Below are 23,010 nucleotides of genomic sequence, written 5' to 3' on the forward strand. Positions count from 1 at the left end.
GCCGCAAACGGCGCTTGTCAGTTTTCACGACATTTTTCTGGAGGTGCCGATGACTCACGTCTCGCGTACGCCCGCACTCGTCTCGCTGAATCAACTGGGTTTTCAATTCGCCAATGGCGAGACGATTTTCAACGACCTGAATCTGAAATTCGATCATCTGCCGACCGCTATCGTCGGACGCAACGGTGTCGGCAAAAGCGTACTCGCACGGCTAATTGCCGGGCAGCTGCGGCCCACAACCGGCAGCGTGGTGAGTTCTTTTACTGTGCATTACGTCTCACAAAACTTCGTCGCACCACCGGGGCAAACCGTGGCCGACGCAACGGGCGCGGCCTCCGTTCTGGCGGCCGTGGGGCGACTCAACCTGGGGCAAGCCAGTGCCGGGGATTTCGACATCATTGGCGAACGCTGGGATTTGCCGGAACGCTTGCGCCAGTTACTCGATGAGTGCGGACTGACCGACATCGCTGCGAACGATCTGACGGCCAACCTCAGCGGCGGCCAACAAGCCAGGATCGCCCTGATTGGCGCGCTGCTGAGCCCGGCACAATTACTGGTGCTGGATGAACCGACCAATCATCTCGACAGCGCGGGCCGGCAGTGGCTGACGAAAAAACTCGAAGAATGGCGCGGTGGTTTGATCGTCGTCAGCCATGACCGGCAGTTGCTGGAGCAAATGCGCAAAATCATTGAACTCACGCCTTTGGGCGCCAGCGTCTTCAGCGGTTGTTATTCGGAATTTGCCGAACAACGCCGAATCCATCAAGCCGCTGCGCAAGCTCAATTTGATCAAGCCCGGATCGAACGCCAGCGCGAGCGTTCGAGACTGCAACGCGAGCACGATGCGATCCAGCGCCATGCTGCCGGCAGCCGGCGTAAAGCTGAGACTGCCAACGTGGCCAGCTTCGAACGAGTGGCCGCTAAAGCGGCTGCGCGAGAAATCATGGGCAAGGTGCGCCACGGGCATCAGGCACGTAAATCCGATCTGGATACTCGTGTGCGCGACGCTTATGCGAACGTCGTGCCCGCCGACGGGGTGCTGATCAACCTGCCGGGCAGCGTCGTGCCGAGCAAGCGTCAGGTCTGCACACTGGTCGATGCGTGCCTGCCATGGCTGCCGACTGGTGCGCCTTCTACGCGGGTGAGCCTCGCCATCCACGGGCCGATGCGCATTGCCGTCAGCGGCCCCAACGGGTGTGGCAAATCGACTCTGCTGAACATCCTCGCCAATGACCTGAGACCTGTGTGCGGTGAATGCATGACCCACGTGCCTTTTGCGTTCATCGATCAACAATTGACGCTGCTGGATGAGCGGACATCCATCCTTGAGCAACTGAAGGCACAACAAACGCCATTGGACCAAGGCACCTTGCGCAGCTATCTGGCGCATCTGCAACTTAATGCGCGGCGCGTCACCTTGCCCTGTGCCTCGCTCAGTGGCGGTGAACGCCTGAAAGCCGCGCTGGCCCTGGCATTGTGGCGCCAGACGCCGGCGCAATTGTTGCTGCTTGATGAGCCGACCAATCATCTTGATCTGGCATCCGTGGAAGCTTTCGAGCGGGCATTGCAGACATTTCCCGGGGCGATCGTCGCCGTTTCCCACGATCAAACGTTTCTACGCGCCTTAAACCCGACCCATGATTTGATTTGGCATCCGCAAGGTTGGCACCTGCAACCGACGAGTTGACCTGTCTATTTTTTGCACGATCGCCGGGGGCTTCTATAGTTGATGTGACACGAATCAGCTGCGGTGACGCCATGGAAGACATTTTCGTCGTGAAGCGTTGCAACAAGATCATTATTCACGGTCGACGCGCCGAGGACAGCCAGCATGATCCCGCCGAAGCCATTGGCTGGTTCCGCATTTGCGATACCCGAACAGGCGGCTTCATCGGCGATGGCTACGACGCGGAAGCAGACGCTCGGCGCGAATGCACCCGTCTCAATGCAGTCAGTTCGCCCATTACGGCCCGCGAGTCTTCCGGCTGATGCCGAGCAGAAGCGGGTCTATACTGAAACCAGCTGAAGGAGCGGCGCCCCAACGGCAGAAGGCTCGCAAATAGCGGGCTTTTTGCTGCCGCTCAGCGGTTTCACGAACGGAGGTGTTCCATGTCCGAAAAAGAGTCCATCACCACCCTCCTCACCCTGCTCGACGCCCGGCAGGCGCGCCTCGCGGCAGCTTGCAAAGAGATCGCCGACTGGGTCGATAACCAAGGCGGACACCCGACCGCCCTGCGCATCCGCGATCGCCTGAACGATATCGAGAAAGACGCGCCGCTGATCCGCAACACGCTGACAGCGCTCAAGCCAATCGATCGGCCGCTACCTCGGTTCAGATAGCACCGGTTGGCAATAAGGCTTCATACGCGGTGACGCTTGTGCCACCGCTGCGTCGCCTGTGCGGCATTTATATTCTTCGCTCAGGGATTTGGTTCTTTTCACATAACCATCACATCTAAGCGCTTACAGTGAAATTACTCCTTTAGAAAGTCCCCCTCTCACCCGCCCGCATGCGGGTGTTTTTTTGCGTGCAGTTCCACTCACCGAACCGCGCTATCTACGAGTTGTCATAACCTGTACACGTCACGAAGGAGACGGTCCATGGTTATCCATTTCAACGTCGGCGGGCATCTGGCCTGCGGCCACAAAGGCAAGCAACTCTCTGCGAGCAAGGAACTCAATCGCGTGAAGTGCCGCAGTTGCCGTAATACCGATGCCTACAAACAGGCGAGAAAAGATCAACGCAATGCAGCCCGACGCAGCGCACGGCACGCAAAAACCACTCATGGCGCAACAAACTGGCGCGCAGAATGGATCGAGCGGCTCACGGCGATGGCCGGGCTTCAACGCTTGCCTCGTGGATTTGCCGGGCAGGCATTTGTTTAGAGCGGGATAAAAAATGGGCCGAGCAAGTCGGCCCATTTTTGCGTTAGTTGTTACTCAGAAGACAGTTTCGCCAGGGATCTATCTCGCAGCGAGAATCTCCTCAAGAAAATCAATAAACACATTGATCCGGCTAGACCCCCGGTGATTGGGCAAATACAGCGCATTGATGCAACTGCTCGCACTGCCGGGATTGACCTCATAGTGTTCCAGCAATCGGGTGAGTCGCCCTGCCGCGACGTCGTCGCGCACCAGCCAATCGGCCAGCAATGTCACCCCGCCGCCCGCTATTGCTGCTTCGCGCAGAATATCGGCGTTGTTGCTTTGCAGGCGACCGTGGACGTTGAGCTGGATGGTTTCTTCGTCGCCCTGAAAGGTCCAGTGCAGGTGGAAGCCAGCGTAATCAAAGCGCAGACATTGGTGTTCGAGCAGGTCGCGGGGATGGCATGGCGTCGGGTGCCGACTCAAATAATCCGGGCTGGCCACCACCCAGCGCTGGAACGCCCCTACCCGCTTGCTGACGATATCGTCGCTGACCACCGAGGAGCCGAGGCGCACGGAAACATCGATCTGCTCACTCAAAAGATCACTGACCTGGTCGCTCAGCGACAGGCTGATTTCCAGCCCCGGATGACGATCCAGCAGGCGACTCAAATGCGGCGCAATGATGCGTCGGCCAAACTCGACGGGGACGCTGATTCGCAGTCGGCCTTACGCCTCGCTGCCACGATCGGCGACGACCGCGTCGGCCTCATCGATGGCGTCGAGAATGGCCACGGCTTTCTCGAAATAGGTTTGCCCGGCGACAGTGACGCTGGTATTGCGAGTCGTGCGGTTGAGCAGGCTGGCGCCAAGCTCGTTTTCCAGTCCCGCCACCTGGCGCGTCAGCCGAGCACTTTCTTTGGTGGCGATCACCATGGCTACGTGGATTACCCGGTTGCGCCGGCGACGTCCCAAGAGTGACTTTCTTTGGGCCTACAAGGCAGGAGCCAATGGTGACGTTACAAAAAATCACGTGGGCTATGGCTCGTCGAAGGATATGACTATTTGCGAGTGAATCGCGGTGCACAGTCCATATTATGGCGGGCAAAAAATAAGGGCTCGCATGAGAAATCTCATGCGAGCCCTTGATATTCATGGTGCCCGAAGCCGGAATCGAACCGGCACGCCCTTACGAGCGGGGGATTTTAAGTCCCATGCGTCTACCAGTTTCGCCATTCGGGCGGTAGCGCGGTGTAGCTCATTTCAACTGCCGAGTCGCAATCCTGACAGGATGCACGCTAAGCAGCAGAGCGGGAAATATATACATCACTTCCCGGTGAAGCAAGTTCGCAATGGCCGTATTCAAGACAAAATCTTGCAGCGCACTGGAAATAAAAAAGCTCCGTAAATCATGGATCTACGGAGCTTGTTTATAGTGGAGGCCGAGGTCGGAATCGAACCGGCGTAGGTGGATTTGCAATCCACTGCATAACCATTTTGCTACTCGGCCTCAAAGCATCTGCTGTCAGTAGCACAACAACAAACACGTACAAATTGGAGCGGGAAACGAGACTCGAACTCGCGACCCCGACCTTGGCAAGGTCGTGCTCTACCAACTGAGCTATTCCCGCTTGGTGTGGCGCATTCTATAGATTTCAGAAGCCCCGTCAACCCCTTGATTCAAAAAAGTTTTATTTCTTTTCAACATCGGTTTTCAGATGTGGCCAGGCAGCGCGAAGGTATTGAACCATCGACCACAAAGTCAGACCTGCCGACACCATCAGCAAGGCATAACCGAGGATCACCCAGAAACTGAAGTCTTTCGGATTGGCCAGCAGAATGACCAGCGCCAGCATCTGCGCAGCGGTTTTCCATTTGCCTAGATTCGATACAGCTACATGAGCACGGGCGCCGAGTTCGGCCATCCATTCACGCAATGCCGATACGACAATCTCACGACCGATGATCACGGCAGCCGGCAGCGTGAGCCAGAGATTGCCGTGTTCTTGCACCAGCAGTACCAGCGCCACCGCGACCATGAGTTTGTCGGCGACCGGATCAAGAAAAGCGCCGAACGGAGTGCTTTGTTCCAGACGGCGGGCCAGATAACCATCCAGCCAGTCGGTGGCTGCCGCAAAGGCAAACACCGAGGCGGAGGCCATGTAACTCCACTGGTAAGGCAGATAGAACAGCAAAATGAAGATCGGAATGAGCAGGACGCGTAGAACGGTAATCAGATTAGGGATATTCATCGGCACAACTGGCTACGAGGTGAAGGGGCATTCTACTCGCTATGCAGGTTTGCATAAATCGACTCTGCGAGCTTTTTACTGATCCCCGGGGCTTTGGCGATCTCTTCGATGCTTGCACGAGACAGCTCCTGCAATCCACCAAAATGTTTCAACAAGTCGCGACGTCGGGTCGGCCCGACGCCGGCAACGCCTTCCAGTGTGGACGTGCGGCGTGTTTTACCGCGGCGTGCGCGGTGTCCGGTAATTGCGAATCGGTGGGCCTCATCGCGGATCTGCTGGATCAAGTGCAATGCGGGTGAGTCGCCGCGCAAGGTGAACTCGTGCGCGGCATCATTCAGATACAAAGTTTCAAAGCCGGCCTTGCGGGTTGCGCCTTTGGCCACACCGAGCAAGATCAGATCCGGGACTGCAAGCTCATTGAGAACGTCACGGGCCATCGATAGCTGCCCCTTGCCACCGTCGACCAGCAGAATATCCGGTAACTTGCCCTCGCCGTCCTTGAGCTTACTGAATCGTCGCGTCAGCGCCTGGTGCATGGCGGCATAGTCGTCACCTGCCGTGACACCTTCGATGTTATAGCGACGGTAATCCGACTTGATTGCGCCCTCCGGGCCAAAGACCACGCAGGACGCGACCGTAGCCTCGCCGCTGGAGTGACTGATGTCGTAGCATTCCAGACGCTGTGGCGGCTCATCCAGGTTCAACACCTCAGCCAGTGCATCAAAACGCGCTGCCGTGTGCTGCCGATTGGCAAGGCGTGCGCCCAACGCCTGTTCTGCGTTGGTGACGGCCAGTTGCTGCCAGCGCGCGCGGGTGCCGCGCACCCGATGACTGATGGCCAATTCGCGACCACGCAGTTCATTAATCGCCTCAATCAGTGTCGGGAAGTCCTCATGCACGACGTTAACAATCAGTTCGCTCGGCAGGTCGCGCTCCGGGCTGCTGATGAAATACTGCCCAAGAAACGCCGCCATGACTTCAGAAACGTCTTCTTCGATCCCGACTTGCGGGAAGAAATTCTTGCTGCCCAGCACGCGTCCGCCACGGACACTGATCAGATGCACGCAGGCACCGCCCGGGTTGACGAAGGCAGCGATGACGTCAATATCACCCGTGCCCCCTTCCATGCTCTGCTGGTCCTGCACGCGGCGTAGCAATGCGATCTGATCACGCAGCTCGGCGGCACGCTCGAACTCAAGGTTGATCGCCGCCTCTTCCATTGCCGTGGACAGCTCATTGGTCAGCGCATGACTGCGCCCTTCAAGAAACATCACCGAGTGGCGCACGTCTTCGGCATAAACATCAGGCTCGACCAGCCCGACGCAAGGTGCCTTGCATCGCTTGATCTGATATTGCAGACATGGGCGTGTGCGGTTCTTGTAGTAACTGTCTTCACACTGACGAACGAAAAACGTCTTTTGCAGCAAACTCAGGCTTTCGCGAATGGCGCCGGCACTTGGATAAGGCCCGAAGTATTTGCCCTTGGCCTTTTTTGCCCCGCGATGGATGCTTAAACGCGGGAACTGCCCATCTGACAGAAAAACATAGGGATAGGATTTGTCGTCGCGTAGCAGGATGTTGTACGGCGGCCGCCATTCCTTGATCAGTGTCTGTTCAAGCAGCAGCGCTTCCGTTTCGTTGGCGGTGATGGTCGTTTCGACCTGAGCAATGCGACCAACCAATGCAGCCGTTTTCGGCGCCAGCCCGGTCTTGCGAAAGTAACTCGCCAAGCGCTTCTTCAGGTTTTTGGCCTTGCCGACATACAACAGGCGCGCATCGCTGTCGAACATGCGATAGACGCCGGGGCGCCCGCTGACGGTAGACAGGAAGGCGCTGGAATCGAATGTTTCAATCATGGTCAGAGGCTGGCATCAACCATGCCGTGACGAACCGCCAACAGTGTCAACTCGACGTCGCTGCTGATCGAAAGCTTTTCGAAAATACGGTAGCGATAGGTGTTAACGGTTTTCGGCGACAGGCACAACTTGTCGGAAATGATTTGCACCTTCTGACAGCCGACAATCATCAAAGCGATCTGGATTTCACGCTCGGATAAAGCGTCGAAGGGCGAATCGTTGGACGGCTGAAAGGACTTGATCGCCAATTGTTGAGCAATCTGCGGGCTGATATAGCGCTGACCGGCAAAGACCAGGCGAATGGCCTGAACCATCTCCGGCAAACCCGCGCCTTTGGTCAAATAGCCAGCAGCACCTGCCTGCAGCAACCGAGTAGGAAAAGGATCCTCCTCACACACCGTAACCGCGACCACTTTGATGTCCGGATGACTGCGCAACAGTTTTCGCGTGGCTTCCAGGCCGCCGATGCCGGGCATCTTGACGTCCATCAACACCACATCGGGTTTCAACTCTCGGGCCTTGATCAGGGATTCTTCCCCGGATTCGGCCTGGCCCACCACCTGCAAGCCATCAATATCGGCCAGCATCCGTGTAATGCCTGTACGAACGAGATCGTGGTCATCGACCACTAGCACCCTAATCAAGCAGACACCTCGCGATATGGTCTTATTGGGATGCCGGACACCTTAGCAAAAAGTACCGGACAGACCTAGCGGCAAGCATCATTTAAAAAGTTTCAATTCATCATTGAGGGCTTGCCCGCCGTGGGTTTCAGAGCACAGGTGTACCGATATCCAGCTGCATCCGCAGGAAACACTCGTCCTCGCCTTGCACGCGTAGTCCTTTTCTTTCATACAAATATTTCGCCGGGTTATTTTCAAACACGGTGAGTCGCAAAGCCGGGCGCCTTTCCTGATGAGCCATGCCAATAACCTGATCAATCGCCCAGGAACCTGCACCCTGCCGCTGAAAGGCTTCAGCAATCTGCAGTTCACGAATATACAGTGCGCGCGAATCTCGGCTGAGACTGAAAAAACCTGCCGGCACATCATCACGCAATATCAGCCAGTTCTCGCGCCCAAGCCATGCAACATCGAATGCCTCGTCCTGCCACAACAGGTCATGGTGAATGTAGTAACGCAGCATGTTCTGACAAGTAAGGTAGCGCGAAAACGCCAGGTCCTCTGTTGTCGCAGGGCGTGCCTGGAATGTCATTGAGCCTGTTCCACGTAAATGACTCGCCCCTGCCATGCACCGGCGTCACGCCGGGCGACCACGAGAAGATCACCCGACCCCGGCGCCGCAGCAATCAGTGAACCGTCCTCGGACCAAATCGCGCTACGCCCCGCCGACTGCCAACCGCCGGTAAGGCCACTATGGTTGGCCATCAGCACCGCCATCGCATGTTGTCGGGCATAACCCTGCAGCACCGCGGCGTCTGCGTCGTAGCCCTGCTCACTGATTAACACACCCGCAGCGTAAAGGTCGGCGCCTAGATCAGCGGCCGCAGCCGCATGGCTGGCATGAGAGAAATCGGCGCAGACCGCCAGCGCTACCTTATCGTTACCGATGCTCAGGGGTGACCCGCCGAACCCAGCGGCGAAGACCCGCTCCTCGCCCGAGTGCAGATGTTGTTTGCTGTACACCCCAAGCGATCCGTCGGCGCCCAGAACCAGTGCGCCAATCAATACCGCCGAACTGTGTTTCAGTCGAATCGGCATGCCGACGACAGCCGTCACACCCAGTGCGTGCGCCAGATCCCGTAGTGGCTGAAGCACAGCATCCTGTGGATCGATGGCCAATGCCGCAGCCACCTCGCCTTCGTAGCCGGTCAGTGACAGCTCAGGAAACACCAGCAACTCCACACCCTGCTCCCCCGCGACCTCGATGAAGCGCATATGGCTGGCGATGTTTGCGGCAAGATCGCCAGCAATGGAAGTAGTCTGGGCGGCTGCAATGTTCAATGTCGACATGATTCAACCTTGGTCATCAGGCAAAACGCTGAGTGTGTCACAACTCATGCAGCGCTCAAGCAATAGGCATTTGGCTAGCCGCGCTATAGCATTTTCTGATTGCTGAGGCGTGTCGGCCTCTAGTAAGCTCAGCGCATTCATCGGAGACAGACCATGTTCAACGCCCTCTCACAGCTTCGTACCGCCAGCGCACTGCGCTCGGTTGCGGCTGCCCGGGCGAATGACGTTTGCGCTCCGGTCAGCTTTTATTTTGGGTATTGGTTTAGCCACTGGCGCGCCTGATACCCAAACGGCGCCCATAAAAACGGGTCGCCTACCAGAGATTTCTCAACCCCCGGTCGGCTTCCCGACCGGGGGTTTTGTTTTTTCAGGCCCAAAATTTTTCAGCAACACATCAGACACCTTGAGGATTTACGCAATGAACTACGCCACTTATTACCGTTACGACAGCTTTAGCGCCTGGCGATTTAGCAGCCTCCGCTCGGGACAGCCTGCCGCCTCCGATCGGTCACCTACAGGTGGCAAACATGCACACGTAGCCAATACGGCCAATTGTCGAACACCCCAGTAGGGCCGAGCGCGCGGGAAAAGCCCGCCGCCAGCCCAGGAAGACCGAATATGAACTCGTCAGTTTCTGCTCTGCCACTGCCCACCCTCGATTCTGCCAACGAAGCACTGACCCTGCGTCTGCCCAGCTCGTTGCAACTCAAACAGCAATTGCCATTGAGCAATGCCTTGAGCCAACAAGTCGCCGCCCACCGCCAAGCGGTTCGCGCGATCCTCAACGGTGAGGATCAGCGCCTGCTGGTAATCGTTGGCCCCTGCTCTATCCACGACCCTCAATCCGCTCTTGAATACGCCGGAAAACTCGCCCGCCTGGCAGAAGAAGTCAGCGACGAAATGCTGCTGGTGATGCGCGCCTACGTCGAAAAACCGCGCACTACAGTCGGCTGGAAAGGCCTGGCTTATGACCCGCACCTGGACGGTAGTGATGACATGGCCGCAGGCCTGTCCCTGTCCCGTGGGCTGATGCTGGAAATGATCCGTCTCGGCTTGCCCGTGGCGACCGAATTGTTGCAACCCATGGCAGCTGGCTACTTCGACGACTTGCTCAGTTGGGTTGCCATTGGCGCACGCACAACCGAATCACAAATCCATCGCGAGATGGCCAGCGGCTTGAACATGCCGGTAGGATTCAAAAATGGCACCGACGGCGGCGCGGCCGTGGCTGTCGATGCCATGCGCTCGGCCTCACACCCGCATCGCCATTTCGGGGTCGACAGCCAGGGACACCCAGCCATCATCCAGACGCCTGGCAACCCTGACACCCATCTGGTACTGCGCGGCGGACATAAAGGCCCCAACCATGATCGCGAAAGCATTGCCAGCATTCACGCCGATCTGGACCGACTGAAGATCCCGAGCCGAATCATGGTCGATTGCAGCCACGCCAACAGCGGCAAAGACCCATTGCGTCAACCTGGCGTTTTCAATGAAGTGCTTGAACAACGCTTACACGGTGATCGTTCACTCATCGGCATGATGCTGGAGTCTCATTTGTTCGAAGGCTGTCAGCCGCTGAGTGCATCGCTGCGCTACGGCGTTTCGATCACTGATGGCTGCCTCGGTTTCAGCGCAACAGAGCGATTGCTGGTCGATGCTGCTCAGCGTCTTGGCGCACAAGCCAGACGCTGATTGCGAGACAGGCCCTCCGGCTTATTCAAACTGGAGGGCCGTCAGCGTTACAGCTTCGCCTCTACCTGCACCCGCGTCACTGCGGACTCCTGACTGACATCGTCCAAACGCTCAACCGTGTACGCAACGCGTACGGCAGATCCGTGGTGCTCGCGCCAGAAGCGATGTGGAACGATAAAAATCAGCGGCTTTCCTGCGGTTTCCCGGGTGATTTCGCGATCATCCCGATGATTGAAAAAGTCTCCGTCACATTTGAGATAAACCAGCTCACCCTCTTGCGCCTGAGCGTTGCCGATCACGACGGTTACGCCATCAATCGAGTCTTCCGCAAGCAGTACGCCGTCCTCAGCTTCAAGTACGTCGGGTGCGTCCAGTTCGCCACGAAGAAACGGGTTGATGAGAATCCTCGTCGGCTCGGACTCACGTGCCACGCCATTGGACTGCTCGACTCGGTAGCGTACCGACACCTCACCACCGAGATTTGCTGCGATGTACTCAGGTGGAACCCAGAAAGACAGCAAATCTGAAACAGCAAAGGTTTCGACCTTCAATCTGTCGTGGAACGATGCGGATGGCGCGTCTGCGCACCAGCTCAGTGACACCTGATCGCCTGCCGCCATTCGTGCGTAGGGCTGGAGAGTGACGAGTGCCCCTTCCACGACCCGCGCCGGATCCAGGGCCCCACCGATTGCACCTTCGACGTGCGGGGCAAGCAACTGAGGCCTTGAATCCCCCACTGTCAGTTGCAAGCGCGCAGACGATGCAGGTTCGGGCAGGGCCGCGCTGACAAGTGTCCAGTAGACCTCCAGTGAACCGCCATCCAGGGCCGCGACGTGCATGCCTTTGATAACGAAGACGACGTCTTTGCCTACCTGAGCTTCGCTGACAAAGCGGACCATTTCGTGCTGATAAACAAAACCCTCGACATCCAGCCCCTCCCAACTCATCAGCAACTGATCGCCACACGCCATGTTTGCATAAGGCGCGATACGAACGACGGCCTTGCTCAGAGCGGGATCGAGCACGCTCCCCTGTAGAGAATCAAGCGTTGCTGCTGGCAACTGTTCATGTGTCGTCTTGGGGCTGGCGGGGTGACGCATTCGATAGCAAAACTCGATTTCATGCATGTTCATTCGCAACTCCATTCCCTGGATAAAACGCTGTCTTCATGACGGCGTCGACAGCCAACATTGAACGCGATTGCTGGTGTTCTCGATATCAGCCCGATACACCGCAGCCATGGCGCAAAAGCTACAAGCCCGGTAGGCAACCAACACTAAATCGACCTTCCCCAGGCGGAGGACGGCTAGAACTTCCGATTTGGATTTCGTAAGTATCTGAAAATTCGTACAGCCTCTAGTCCGAATTCAACGGCCAAGTGAAGCCTCTTCGTACTTCTTCAACGAGGTGTGTGTTTTAGAGTGGCCAACAGATTTCCCCGATGAACTTCTGCGAAAAAGGTAAGAACATGCAACGGAGTGCTACAACTCGTTATCCCATACTGTTGGTACACGGCCTGTTTGGATTTGAGCGTATCGGCCATTTCGAGCTGTTTCATGACGTCAAGGACGCTTTGAAAACCGCTGACTGCCGAGTGTTCGTTCCACACCTCTCCGCCACCCACGACAATGAAGTCAGGGGTAAGCAACTGCTGACGCAGATTGACAGTGTCCTGCGGGGCACAGGTGCCAAAAAAGTCAATCTCATCGGGCACAGCCAGGGAGCTTTGGCGGCTCGATACGCAGCAGCGCTTGCCCCACACGCCGTGGCCTCAGTGACTTCAGTCAGCGGCCCCAATCATGGCTCGGAATTGGCTGACTTTTTGCGCAAGGCGCTGGTTCCAGGTCGGCTGCCGGAAGTCGTCGCGCAGAACGTGGCGACGGTATTTGCCGATTTTCTTTCGTTGCTTAGCGGCAGTACCACGCTGCCGCAGAATGCATTGGCGGCGCTCAATGCACTGACGACCGAGGGAGTGGGTGACTTCAACGACAGGTTTCCACAGGGATTACCCGGCACTTGGGGCGGACACGGCCCCGAACAGGTCAATGGTGTACGTTATTACTCCTGGAGCGGCGTTCTTCCGGCCATTGGGCTAGCAACACTCGACCCGGTGCAGGGAGCCTGCCGGGCGCTGTCGCAGTATTTCATGACCGAGGGGGAGCAGAATGACGGCTTCGTCGGGCGTTTCAGCTCTCACTTGGGTCAAGTCATCCGTTCCGACTATCCGCTGGATCACCTGAGCAGCCTGCGCTATTGCGCCGGCAAGGTAACCGGTCAGTTCGACCCGATAGACCTTTACGTTGAGCATGCCGCGCGCCTGCAAGCAGCGAATCTCTGATCAGGCCATGACAACCGAACGGAACTTTGCCGAGAATTCGACCACTGAATCCGGTAGGCTCCGCACTTTATTGAAATAGATTGGAGAGTTTTCTCATGGCTAAAGCCACTGCCCGTCACATCCTGGTTTCCGATGAAGCCAAATGCAACGAACTCAAGGCCCAGATCGAAGGCGGCGCTGATTTCGCTGAAATCGCTAAGGCCAACTCCACTTGCCCATCCAGCCGTCAGGGTGGCGACCTGGGTTCGTTCGGTCCAGGCCAAATGGTCAAGGAATTTGACACCGTGGTATTCAGCGCGCCAATCAACGTCGTGCAAGGCCCGGTAAAAACCCAGTTCGGTTATCACCTGCTGGAAGTCACCAGCCGTCAGGACTGATCCGTCGCCTGAGCGCTGTCCAACGGCCCGCCTTCTGGTGGGCCGTTGTGTTTCAGTTACACATACGGCTGGCGACTGACGCGCCTCTCGCGTACAACTTGCGCTTATCGATTACCCGGTTCCAAGGCTGACAATGCGACTGGTTTTCCCCACATTGATGCTCACCGCCCTCGCCCTGCTGTCGGGCGCCGCCGGTGTGAACGCGGCACCGCAACATGCGTTGACCGTGTATGGCGAACCTGCCAAATACCCTGCCGGTTTCAGTCACTTCGATTACACCAGCCTGCAGGCCCCCAAAGGGGGAACGATGCGCCGCTCGGCGATCGAAATCGGTCACTTCGACCATCTCCTTCCTTATATAGACAAAGGCATCGGCGTCACTCAGATCGATGGCCTGCTTTATTCGCCGCTGGCCCAGCGTTCGATGGATGAGCCCTACACCGTTTACGGCCTGGTCGCACAGAAGATGGAGCGCTCGGACGACGGCCTGTCGCTGCGTTTCTTCATCAATCCCAAAGCACGCTTCGCCGACGGCAAACCGATTACCGCCGAAGACGTGCGCTATACCTACGATTTGTTGATGACCCAGGGCAGCCTGCGCTACCGCACCCAATTCGCCGACGTCAAAGGCGTCGAAGTGGAAGCGCCGCTGACTGTGCGTTTCGACTTCAAAAGTAATGAAAACCGCACCCTCCCGCTGGATATCGCGACCCTGCCGGTGTTCCCCGAACATTGGTGGAAGAACCGCGATTTCGCCGGCGGCGGCGGATACGAGCCACCGCTGGGCAGCGGCCCGTATCGTGTCGGCAAAGTCGATTCGGGACGCAGCATTACGTTTGAGCGTAATCCCGACTGGTGGGGCAAGGATTTGCCGGTCAGCCGCGGCCTGTACAACTTCGATCACTTCAGCATCGAGTATTTCGGCGACACCGACGTTGCGCGTCAGGTGCTGCGCGGCGGCGCCTACGACTACAACCGAGAGTTCTCCGCCACCGGCTACTCGATCGGTTATGACAGCCCCGCCCTCAGCGACGGGCGCCTGCAAAAAGCCCACTTGGCCACCGAGGCGCCGCAATCGGCCCAGGGTTTTGTGTTCAACCTGCAAAAACCGATTTTCCAGGATCGGCGCGTGCGTCAGGCGTTGGCCATGCTCTGGGATTTCGAGTGGAGCAACCGGCAGATGATGCGCAACCTGTACATCCGCCAGCAAAGCTACTTTTCCAATACCGAACTCGCGGCTCGCGAACTGCCCGATGCGCAAGAGTTGAAAATCCTTGAGCCGCTGCGTGGGCAGGTTCCCGACGAAGTCTTCTCAAAAGTCTTCGAAGCGCCAAAAACCGATGGCAGCGGCCTGATCCGCGACAAGCAGTTGCAAGCCCTCGAGTTGCTGGAACAGGCCGGCTGGAAACCCGATGGCGATCAACTGGTCAACGCCGAAGGCGAGCCACTGAGTTTTACCTTCCTTGTCAGCCAGAACGGCATGGATCGTCTGTTGCTGCCGTACAAGCGCACGCTGAATCAGATCGGCATCGATCTCAATATTCGCCGTATCGACTCCTCGCAATACGTCAACCGCCTGATGAGCCGCGACTACGACATGATCGTCACCGGCTACCCCGTCACCACATCTCCGGGTGGCGAGTTGCTCAACTACTTCGGATCAGCGTCGGCCAATGATCCGGGCGCCAACAACTACATGGTGTTGAAAAACCCGGCGGTAGATACCTTGATCAACGGCCTGATGCGCGCCTCGACTCAATCCGACATGCTGCACTACGCCCACGCGCTGGACCGGGTGCTGCAATGGAACTACTACTGGATTCCCAACTACTATCCGCCGGGTACCTCGACTGTCTGGTGGAACCGTTTCGGCATGCCGTCGGTTCAGGCGAGCAATGACGAAGCCATCGAGAGCTGGTGGGAAATCAGCAGCACACCGCTGACCAATCACCAGATGACCGCTGAAAAAATCTCTCGCGGCAGACCCGGAGGACCGCACTGATGTGGGGTTACATACTGCGGCGCCTGCTGCTGATCATTCCGACACTGGTGATCATCCTGCTGGTGAATTTTGTGATCATTCAAGCCGCGCCGGGTGGCCCGGTCGAGCAGGCGATCGCGCACTTGCAGGGTATCGGCGGTGCCAGTGTCGGCGGCGGCGCGAGCGAAACCATGAGTGGCACATCCCGTGCCAGTCGTGGTCTCGACCCGCAGCTGATCAAAGACATCGAAAAACAGTACGGCTTCGACAAGCCCGCTCATGAACGTCTGTGGCTGATGCTCAAGAACTATGCGCAACTGGACTTCGGCAAAAGCTTCTTTCGCGGCGCGACGGTCACCGACCTGATCCTGGAAAAAATGCCGGTGACCATTTCCCTCGGTCTGTGGGCGACGCTGATTACCTATCTGGTGTCGATACCGCTGGGCATCCGCAAAGCCGTGCACCATGGCAGCCATTTCGATATCTGGAGCAGCACGGCGATCATCATCGGTTACGCAATGCCGGCGTTCCTGTTTGCGATGTTCCTGATCGTGCTGTTCGCCGGCGGCACCTCACTGAACTGGTTTCCAGTACGGGGGCTGGTGTCGGACAACTTCGAATCGCTGTCGACCCTGGGCAAGATCGCCGACTACTTCTGGCACCTGGTGCTGCCGGTGACGGCACTGGTGATCGGCGGTTTCGCGACATTGACGATCCTGACCAAAAACTCGTTCCTCAATGAAATCACCCGCCAATACGTGGTTACCGCACGGGCCAAGGGTCTGAGTGAGCGTCGGGTGCTCTATGGCCATGTGTTTCGCAATGCAATGCTGTTGGTGGTGTCGGGCATTCCTCAAGCCTTCATCAGCGTGTTCTTCGCCGGCTCGCTGCTGATCGAAGTAATCTTCTCCCTCGACGGCCTCGGCCGCATGAGCTACGAAGCAGCGGTTTCCCGGGATTATCCGGTGGTATTCGGCTCGTTGTTCATCTTCACCCTCTTCGGCCTCCTGATAAAACTGATCGGCGACCTGTGCTACACCTTCGTTGATCCGCGCATCGACTTCGCCGCGAGGAACGCCTGATGTTCAAGCTCTCGCCTTTGGGCCGTCGTCGCTTCGAGCGATTCAAGAAGAACCGTCGTGGCTGGTGGTCGTTGTGGCTATTTATCGGGCTGTTTATTGTCACCTTGGGTGGCGAACTGATCGCCAACGACAAGCCGCTGGTGGTCAGCTATCAGGGCCAGTGGTACTTCCCGGTGTTCAAGCGCCACACCGAGCAGGAGTTCGGCGGACAACTGCCGTTCCAGGCCGATTACCGCAGCGATTATGTGCAGAACCTCATCCGCAAGGACGGTGGCTGGCTGCTGTTTCCGCCGATTCCCTTCAGCGACGACACACCGAACTACGACCTCACCAAACCGGCACCGAGCCCGCCCACGGCAGTCAACTGGCTGGGCACCGACGATCAGTCGCGGGATGTCTTGGCGCGGGTGATCTTCGGCGCGCGGGTATCGATTCTGTTTGCCCTGATGCTGACGTTTGTCAGTGCGCTGATCGGCATCGCCGCCGGCGCGTTGCAGGGCTACTACGGCGGCTGGGTCGACTTGATCGGGCAACGTCTGCTTGAGGTGTGGTCGGGACTGCCGGTGCTGTACCTGCTGATCATCCTTTCCGGTTTCGTCGAGCCGAATTTCTGGTGGCTGCTGGGAATCATGGCGCTGTTTTCCTGGCTGGCGCTGGTGGACGTGGTTCGTGCCGAGTTCCTTCGCGGGCGTAATCTGGAATACGTCAAAGCCGCGCGAGCCCTTGGTCTGACTGACCGCAAAGTGATTGTCCGGCACATCTTGCCCAACGCCATGAATGCGACATTGAGCTACTTGCCGTTCATTCTGACCGGGGCGATTTCCACCCTTACCGCGTTGGACTTCCTCGGTTTCGGCATGCCGGCCGGCAGCGCTTCGCTGGGCGAACTGATCGGCCAGGGCAAGCAGAATCTGCAGGCGCCTTGGCTGGGGCTGACGGCGTTTTTCACCCTGGCGCTGATCCTTTCTTTACTGGTGTTCATCGGCGAGGCGTTACGTGACGCCTTCGACCCTCGATCCTGAAGCGTGGCCATGACTGACAACCTGATTGAAATCCGTAACCTCAACGTTGCCTTCCATGGCCAGCCCGTGGTGCGCGACCTGTGCCTGGACATCCGCCCTGGCGAGTGCCTGGCGCTGGTCGGCGAGTCGGGCTCGGGCAAATCGGTGACTGCTCATTCAATCCTGCAATTACTGCCTGACAGTGAAGCGCAAACCACCGGCAGCATTCGCTATCGCGGGCAGGAACTGGTAGGGGCAGACCCCAAGGTCCTGCGCGAACTGCGTGGCAACCGTATCGCCATGATCTTTCAGGAGCCGATGACCTCGCTCAATCCGCTGCACACCATCGAAAAACAGATCGGCGAAACCCTGCTGCTGCATCGCGGCCTCGGTGGCAAAGCGGCGCAAGCACGCATTCTCGAACTGCTCGGACTAGTGGGCATCCAGAAACCCAAGGAGCGGCTCAAGGCTTACCCTCATCAACTGTCCGGCGGACAACGCCAGCGGGTAATGATCGCCATGGCCCTGGCCTGCGAGCCGGAATTGTTGATTGCCGACGAGCCAACTACAGCGCTCGACGTCACCGTGCAACGCAAGATCCTGTTGCTGCTCAAATCCCTGCAACAGCGTTTGGGCATGTCGCTACTGCTAATCAGCCACGACCTCAACCTGGTGCGTAGCATCGCTCAACGTGTGTGCGTGATGAAGGCCGGAGAAATCGTCGAACAGGCACCGTGCGAAACCCTGTTTACCGAGCCGAAACATCCTTACAGCTGCGTCCTGCTCAATGCCGAACCGGAAGGCGAAGCACTGCCGAGGGACGAGCGTGAGAACGTGCTGGAAGTCGATAACCTGCGGGTCGAATTTGCCGTCGGTGGCGGCCTGTTTCAGCGCAAACAATACCTGCGCGCGGTCGACGGCATTAGCCTGAACATTCAGCGCGGCAAGACGTTGGGCATCGTCGGGGAGTCCGGTTCGGGCAAGTCGACACTCGGTCAGGCGATTCTTCGTTTGCTCGACTCCGAAGGCAGTATCCGCTTCCAGGGCGAAGCGCTCGACGGCCTCAATCAGAAGCAGTTGCGACCCTGGCGCCGGCAGATGCAAGTGGTGTTTCAGGATCCGTTCGGCAGCCTCAGCCCGCGTATGTCGGTAGCACAGATCATCAGCGAAGGCCTGGAAGTGCATTGCGAATCCACCGCTGGCGAATGCGACGAGCAAGTGATCCGTGTACTCAAGGAAGTCGGTCTCGATCCTGAAAGTCGTCATCGATACCCTCACGAGTTTTCCGGCGGTCAACGTCAGCGCATCGCCATCGCCCGGGCATTGGTACTGAAACCGGCGCTGATCCTGCTGGATGAACCGACGTCGGCACTGGATCGTACAGTGCAGAAACAAGTGGTCGCCCTGCTCCGTCAGCTTCAGGAGAAACACGGTCTGACCTATCTGTTTATCAGCCACGACCTGGCGGTGGTCCGCGCTTTGGCCCACGACATGATCGTGATCAAGGACGGTAAAGTGGTCGAGCGTGGCGCCAGTCACGAGGTGTTTGATTCGCCGCAGCATCCTTACACCAAAGAGCTGTTGGCGGCGGCGCATCCGGGGTAGGCATAATCGGCGCTCGATTTGAAACCCGGTCGTGGCCATCGCTGGCGAGCCCGCGATGGCGTCGGCACTGACAACACAAACCTCGGATCAGCCTTCATGAACACCACCGAAAGCCTCAAGGACTACCAAAGGGTTCGCACTCTGGCGATCCGTTCGCTGTTCGAGATCATCGAGCAGTCGAGCGAAGGCACGGTGATTGTCGATCGTGACGCCAACATCGTCTGGATGAATGAGCGTTACGCCCGGCGTTTCGGTCTGGAATCCGCCGCAGGCGCCATCGGCAAGCCCTGTGAAAGGGTGATCCCCGGAAGTCTCCTGCGTGAGGTGGTGCGCACCGGTCGCCCCATTCTGCTGGACATGCAGGACACCCCAAAAGAACCGCTGGTGGTGATGCGCCTGCCGATCCACGACGACGCGGGCACGGTCATTGGCGCCATCGGCTTCGCCCTGTTCGATGAGTTACGCACCCTGTCGCCGATGCTCAAACGCTACCTGAGCATGCAGGAAGAGCTGGCCTCGACCCGCTCCTTGCTGCGCGCGCGGCAGACCAAATACAACTTCGCCCATTTCATCGGCACCAGTGCCGCCAGCCTCGACGTCAAACGCCGTGCGCGGCGCAGTGCGAGTGCCGAGTCTCCTGTGTTGCTGCTGGGTGAAACCGGTACCGGCAAGGAATTGCTGGCACAGGCCATCCACAGTGCCTCGCCCCGAGCGCACAAAGCCTTCGTCAGCATCAACAGCGCGGCGATTCCCGAGGCGCTGCTGGAAGCGGAGTTTTTCGGCACCGCCCCAGGCGCGTTCACCGGAGCCGACCGCAAGGGCCGTACCGGCAAACTGCAAATCGCTCAGGGCGGCACGCTGTTCCTTGACGAAATCGGCGACATGCCTCTGCCGCTGCAAAGCAAATTGCTGCGCGTGCTGCAGGAGAAGGAGTTCGAGCCGGTAGGTTCGAACGACGTGATCCAGAGTGATGTGCGGGTGATCGCCGCCACGTCGACGGATCTGCAAGCGGCGATCAAACGCGGCGAATTCCGCGCGGACCTTTATTACCGGCTCAACGTGTTGCCGATCAATGTACCGCCGCTGCGTGAAAGGCTCGACGATCTGCCGGCACTCAGCGAAGCCATTCTGGAAGAGCTTCGCAGTCAACATGAGCTGAACCGTGAAGCGTTGACGTTGCTTGGGCAGCATGCCTGGCCGGGCAATATTCGAGAGCTGCGCAATGTGCTGGAACGAGCAGCGCTGCTGAGTGATGACCTGATGCTCACCGAGAACGACATTCGCGCAGCCATCGGTACGTTTACGCCGGTGGAGCGTGCTTCGGCACCGATGATTGAGTCGTTGGCCGAGGAGACATTCGCTGAGGCGCGGGAGCGGTTTGATCGGCAGTTGATTCAGTCTGCCCTTGCGCAATGCGGGGGTAAGGTGCCGGAGGCGGCGGCTAGATTGGGGCTTGGACGGTCGACGCTGTACAAGAAAATGGTGGCGCTGGGGATCGTCTAGTCTCAATAAAGAGATACTTATCTCTATTTCTGGATAAGACCTTAAAGATCAAAATATCGCAGTCTTCGGCAGCTCCTACGGGGTGGATAGGCTTCAAATTGTAGGAGTTGCCGGAGGCTGCGATCTTTTCTGGCCGACGCAATCTCCCGATTGAGACAAAACTCTATCCACATATTCAAAATAGAGAATAATTTCCTTAATTTTCAACACGTTAACAACTTGGCACACATCTCGCTTTGCCCCTTCCTACACCCGTTTCAACCACAAAAATAACAATTCTGGAGAGACACACCATGAGTGTGATCATTGCCTTGGCAGCCCTGGCGCTGTTGATGGTCGCTGCGTATCGTGGCTACAGCGTTATCCTCTTCGCACCCATCGCCGCGCTCGGCGCTGTCCTGCTGACCGACCCGTCCGCCGTTGCCCCAGCCTTCACAGGGGTGTTCATGGAGAAAATGGTCGGTTTCATCAAGCTGTATTTCCCCGTGTTCCTGCTCGGTGCCGTGTTCGGCAAGTTGATCGAACTGTCGGGTTTCTCGCGCTCGATCGTTGCGGCGGCCATCCGTCTGTTAGGCACAAAGCAGGCCATGCTGGTGATCGTGTTGGTCTGCGCCCTCCTCACCTACGGTGGCGTTTCGCTGTTCGTGGTGGTGTTCGCGGTTTACCCGTTTGCGGCGGAGATGTTTCGCCAGAGCAACATCCCCAAACGTCTGATCCCGGCCACCATCGCCCTCGGCGCGTTTTCGTTCACCATGGACGCCTTGCCCGGGACGCCACAAATCCAGAACATCATTCCCAGCACGTTCTTCAACACCACCGCGTGGGCAGCGCCGTGGCTGGGTGTGATCGGCACGATTTTCGTGTTCTGCACCGGCATGCTGTTTCTGCAACGTCAACGCAACAAGGCTCAACGCGCCGGTGAAGGCTATGGCACCGAACTGCGCAACGAGCCGGAAACCGCCGAAGACCTGACGCTGCCGAACCCTTGGCTTGCGCTGTCGCCGTTGTTGGCGGTGGGCATCATGAACCTGCTGTTCACCCACTGGATTCCGCAGTGGTACGGCAAGACCCACAGCTTGGCGCTGCCAGGCATGGCCACACCGGTGACCACTGAAATCGCCAAACTGACGGCGATCTGGGCCGTTCAAGCCGCATTGCTGGTCGGGATTCTGATGGTATTGGCGTTCGGCTTTCAGGCGATTCGCAGCAAACTGGCCGAGGGCAGCAAAAGTGCGGTCAGTGGCGCGTTACTCGCAGCGATGAACACCGCTTCCGAATATGGTTTCGGCGCAGTGATCGCCTCGCTGCCGGGCTTTCTGGTGCTGGCCGACTGGCTCAAGCAAATCCCCAATCCACTGGTCAACGAAGCGATCACCGTGACCTTGCTCGCGGGTATTACCGGCTCGGCTTCGGGGGGCATGAGCATTGCGCTGGCGGCAATGTCCGAGCAGTTCATCAGCGCCGCCAATGCGGCGAACATTCCGCTGGAGGTGTTGCACCGCGTGGCTGCGATGGCCAGCGGCGGCATGGACACCCTGCCGCACAACGGCGCGGTCATCACGCTGCTGGCGGTCACTGGCCTGACCCATCGTGAAGCCTATAAAGACATTTTCTGTATTACGCTGATCAAAACCCTGGCGGTTTTCGTGGTGATCGGCACTTTCTACGCCACTGGCATTGTGTGAGGCATTCATGACGACTCTTACTGGCAAGACCGCACTGGTTACCGGCTCCACCAGCGGCATTGGCCTGGGCATTGCGCTCGTGCTGGCCAAGGCTGGAGCCAATGTTGTTCTCAATGGCTTTGGCGATGCGTCCAAAGTGATTAGCGAGGTGGCGCAGTTCGGCGGCAAGGTCGGCCATCATCCGGCGGACGTCAGCGACCCGGCGCAGATTGCCGAGATGATCGCCTACGCCGAGCGCGAGTTCGGTGGCGTGGACATTCTTATCAACAACGCTGGCATCCAGCATGTCGCCGCCGTGGAAGAGTTTCCGATTGAACGCTGGGACTCGATCATCGCCATCAACCTCTCTTCGGTGTTTCACAGCACCCGCCTGAGCTTGCCGGGCATGCGCGCCAAAGGCTGGGGGCGGATCATCAATATCGCCTCCGTACACGGCCAGGTCGGTTCCACAGGCAAGGCGGCTTACGTTGCTGCCAAACACGGGGTGATCGGCCTGACCAAGGTGGTCGGTCTGGAAACCGCGACCAGCAACGTCACCTGCAATGCGATTTGCCCGGGCTGGGTACTGACGCCGCTGGTGCAGAAGCAGATCGATGATCGCGCCGCCAAGGGCGTCGATCCGCAGCAGGCGCAGCATGATTTGCTGGCCGAGAAACAGCCATCGCTGGAGTTCGTTACGCCGCAGCATCTGGGGGAACTGGTGTTGTTTCTGTGCAGCGAAGCAGGCAGCCAGGTGCGTGGTGCGGCGTGGAATATTGACGGTGGGTGGTTGGCGCAATAAGCCGCGACACCTTCAG

20 protein-coding genes, 3 tRNA genes and 1 pseudogene are annotated in these 23,010 nt (G+C 58.1%); 14 read left to right on the plus strand and 10 right to left on the minus strand.

What is annotated here, in order from left to right:
* Positions 1–49 precede the first annotated feature (49 nt).
* The 4 genes from ACA074_RS15040 to ACA074_RS15055 all read left to right on the plus strand — a co-directional run bounded on the left by ACA074_RS15040 (position 50) and on the right by ACA074_RS15055 (position 2,886).
* Positions 50–1,687, plus strand: coding sequence for an ATP-binding cassette domain-containing protein (locus ACA074_RS15040; protein ID WP_497677257.1), 1,638 nt, complete (start codon positions 50–52; stop codon positions 1,685–1,687).
* A 71-nt stretch (positions 1,688–1,758) separates the two neighbouring features.
* Positions 1,759–1,989, plus strand: a complete 231-nt coding sequence (locus ACA074_RS15045; RefSeq protein WP_401263873.1) for a hypothetical protein — start codon at positions 1,759–1,761, stop codon at positions 1,987–1,989.
* 120 nt (positions 1,990–2,109) lie between these two features.
* Positions 2,110–2,340, plus strand: a complete 231-nt coding sequence (locus ACA074_RS15050) for a hypothetical protein (RefSeq protein ID WP_497677258.1) — start codon at positions 2,110–2,112, stop codon at positions 2,338–2,340.
* Positions 2,341–2,601: 261 nt separating this feature from the next.
* Positions 2,602–2,886, plus strand: a complete 285-nt coding sequence (locus tag ACA074_RS15055; protein WP_497677259.1) for a hypothetical protein — start codon at positions 2,602–2,604, stop codon at positions 2,884–2,886.
* A gap of 78 nt (positions 2,887–2,964) precedes the next feature.
* On the opposite strand, the pseudogene ACA074_RS15060 reads toward ACA074_RS15055, so the two are convergent.
* From ACA074_RS15060 to ACA074_RS15100, 9 genes and pseudogenes are all read right to left on the minus strand, one after another.
* A pseudogene (locus ACA074_RS15060) lies at positions 2,965–3,780 on the minus strand (LysR family transcriptional regulator); the annotation flags it as partial.
* Between the two features lie 240 nt (positions 3,781–4,020).
* Positions 4,021–4,107, minus strand: a tRNA-Leu gene (locus tag ACA074_RS15065).
* A 194-nt stretch (positions 4,108–4,301) separates the two neighbouring features.
* Positions 4,302–4,375, minus strand: a tRNA-Cys gene (locus tag ACA074_RS15070).
* Between the two features lie 45 nt (positions 4,376–4,420).
* Positions 4,421–4,496 (minus strand) — tRNA-Gly (locus tag ACA074_RS15075).
* Positions 4,497–4,556: 60 nt separating this feature from the next.
* Positions 4,557–5,117, minus strand: coding sequence for a CDP-diacylglycerol--glycerol-3-phosphate 3-phosphatidyltransferase (pgsA, locus tag ACA074_RS15080; RefSeq protein WP_007950102.1), 561 nt, complete (start codon positions 5,115–5,117; stop codon positions 4,557–4,559).
* 32 nt (positions 5,118–5,149) lie between these two features.
* Positions 5,150–6,973, minus strand: a complete 1,824-nt coding sequence (gene uvrC / locus ACA074_RS15085) for an excinuclease ABC subunit UvrC (protein WP_187679928.1) — start codon at positions 6,971–6,973, stop codon at positions 5,150–5,152.
* A 2-nt stretch (positions 6,974–6,975) separates the two neighbouring features.
* Entirely contained in the window at positions 6,976–7,617 is a 642-nt protein-coding gene (gene gacA, locus ACA074_RS15090; RefSeq protein WP_016984198.1) for a response regulator transcription factor GacA, read from the minus strand.
* Positions 7,618–7,744: 127 nt separating this feature from the next.
* The gene (locus ACA074_RS15095) at positions 7,745–8,188 is read right to left on the minus strand and encodes a GNAT family N-acetyltransferase (RefSeq protein ID WP_497657398.1); all 444 of its coding nucleotides are present in this window, start codon (positions 8,186–8,188) and stop codon (positions 7,745–7,747) included.
* Positions 8,185–8,946 (minus strand): carbon-nitrogen hydrolase family protein, encoded by a 762-nt coding sequence (locus tag ACA074_RS15100; RefSeq protein WP_497614178.1) that lies wholly within the window; start codon positions 8,944–8,946, stop codon positions 8,185–8,187. Before ACA074_RS15100 ends, ACA074_RS15095 begins: the two co-directional genes overlap by 4 nt.
* A gap of 618 nt (positions 8,947–9,564) precedes the next feature.
* Here ACA074_RS15100 and ACA074_RS15105 point away from each other — a divergent pair.
* Positions 9,565–10,641: a 3-deoxy-7-phosphoheptulonate synthase gene (locus tag ACA074_RS15105; protein ID WP_497677260.1), complete on the plus strand. Its 1,077-nt coding sequence runs from the start codon at positions 9,565–9,567 to the stop codon at positions 10,639–10,641.
* A 47-nt stretch (positions 10,642–10,688) separates the two neighbouring features.
* Here ACA074_RS15105 and ACA074_RS15110 read toward each other — a convergent pair whose 3' ends face one another.
* Complete coding sequence (locus ACA074_RS15110; RefSeq protein ID WP_497677261.1) at positions 10,689–11,774, minus strand: hypothetical protein; 1,086 nt, start codon at positions 11,772–11,774, stop codon at positions 10,689–10,691.
* 335 nt (positions 11,775–12,109) lie between these two features.
* Between ACA074_RS15110 and ACA074_RS15115 the strand changes: the two genes are divergently transcribed.
* The 9 genes from ACA074_RS15115 (at position 12,110) to hbdH (ending at position 22,994) form a co-directional block, all read left to right on the plus strand.
* Positions 12,110–12,979, plus strand: a complete 870-nt coding sequence (locus tag ACA074_RS15115) for a lipase family alpha/beta hydrolase (RefSeq protein ID WP_497679332.1) — start codon at positions 12,110–12,112, stop codon at positions 12,977–12,979.
* Between the two features lie 95 nt (positions 12,980–13,074).
* Positions 13,075–13,356: a peptidylprolyl isomerase gene (locus tag ACA074_RS15120; protein WP_401263861.1), complete on the plus strand. Its 282-nt coding sequence runs from the start codon at positions 13,075–13,077 to the stop codon at positions 13,354–13,356.
* Positions 13,357–13,489: 133 nt separating this feature from the next.
* On the plus strand, positions 13,490–15,358 hold the full coding sequence (locus tag ACA074_RS15125; protein ID WP_497677262.1) for an extracellular solute-binding protein: 1,869 nt from the start codon (positions 13,490–13,492) through the stop codon (positions 15,356–15,358).
* Positions 15,358–16,419 (plus strand): microcin C ABC transporter permease YejB, encoded by a 1,062-nt coding sequence (locus tag ACA074_RS15130; protein ID WP_497677263.1) that lies wholly within the window; start codon positions 15,358–15,360, stop codon positions 16,417–16,419. The genes ACA074_RS15125 and ACA074_RS15130 overlap by 1 nt, the downstream gene beginning before the upstream one ends.
* On the plus strand, positions 16,419–17,441 hold the full coding sequence (locus tag ACA074_RS15135; RefSeq protein ID WP_305438116.1) for an ABC transporter permease: 1,023 nt from the start codon (positions 16,419–16,421) through the stop codon (positions 17,439–17,441). Before ACA074_RS15130 ends, ACA074_RS15135 begins: the two co-directional genes overlap by 1 nt.
* 9 nt (positions 17,442–17,450) lie before the next feature.
* Positions 17,451–19,025 (plus strand): ABC transporter ATP-binding protein, encoded by a 1,575-nt coding sequence (locus ACA074_RS15140; RefSeq protein WP_187679937.1) that lies wholly within the window; start codon positions 17,451–17,453, stop codon positions 19,023–19,025.
* Positions 19,026–19,121: 96 nt separating this feature from the next.
* Positions 19,122–20,528: a sigma-54 interaction domain-containing protein gene (locus ACA074_RS15145; RefSeq protein ID WP_489879499.1), complete on the plus strand. Its 1,407-nt coding sequence runs from the start codon at positions 19,122–19,124 to the stop codon at positions 20,526–20,528.
* 293 nt (positions 20,529–20,821) lie between these two features.
* Complete coding sequence (locus ACA074_RS15150) at positions 20,822–22,213, plus strand: GntP family permease (protein ID WP_497677264.1); 1,392 nt, start codon at positions 20,822–20,824, stop codon at positions 22,211–22,213.
* 7 nt (positions 22,214–22,220) lie between these two features.
* On the plus strand, positions 22,221–22,994 hold the full coding sequence (gene hbdH / locus ACA074_RS15155) for a 3-hydroxybutyrate dehydrogenase (RefSeq protein WP_497677265.1): 774 nt from the start codon (positions 22,221–22,223) through the stop codon (positions 22,992–22,994).
* The last annotated feature ends 16 nt before the right edge of the window (positions 22,995–23,010 follow it).

Source organism: Pseudomonas sp. LBUM1655, from assembly GCF_059716085.1.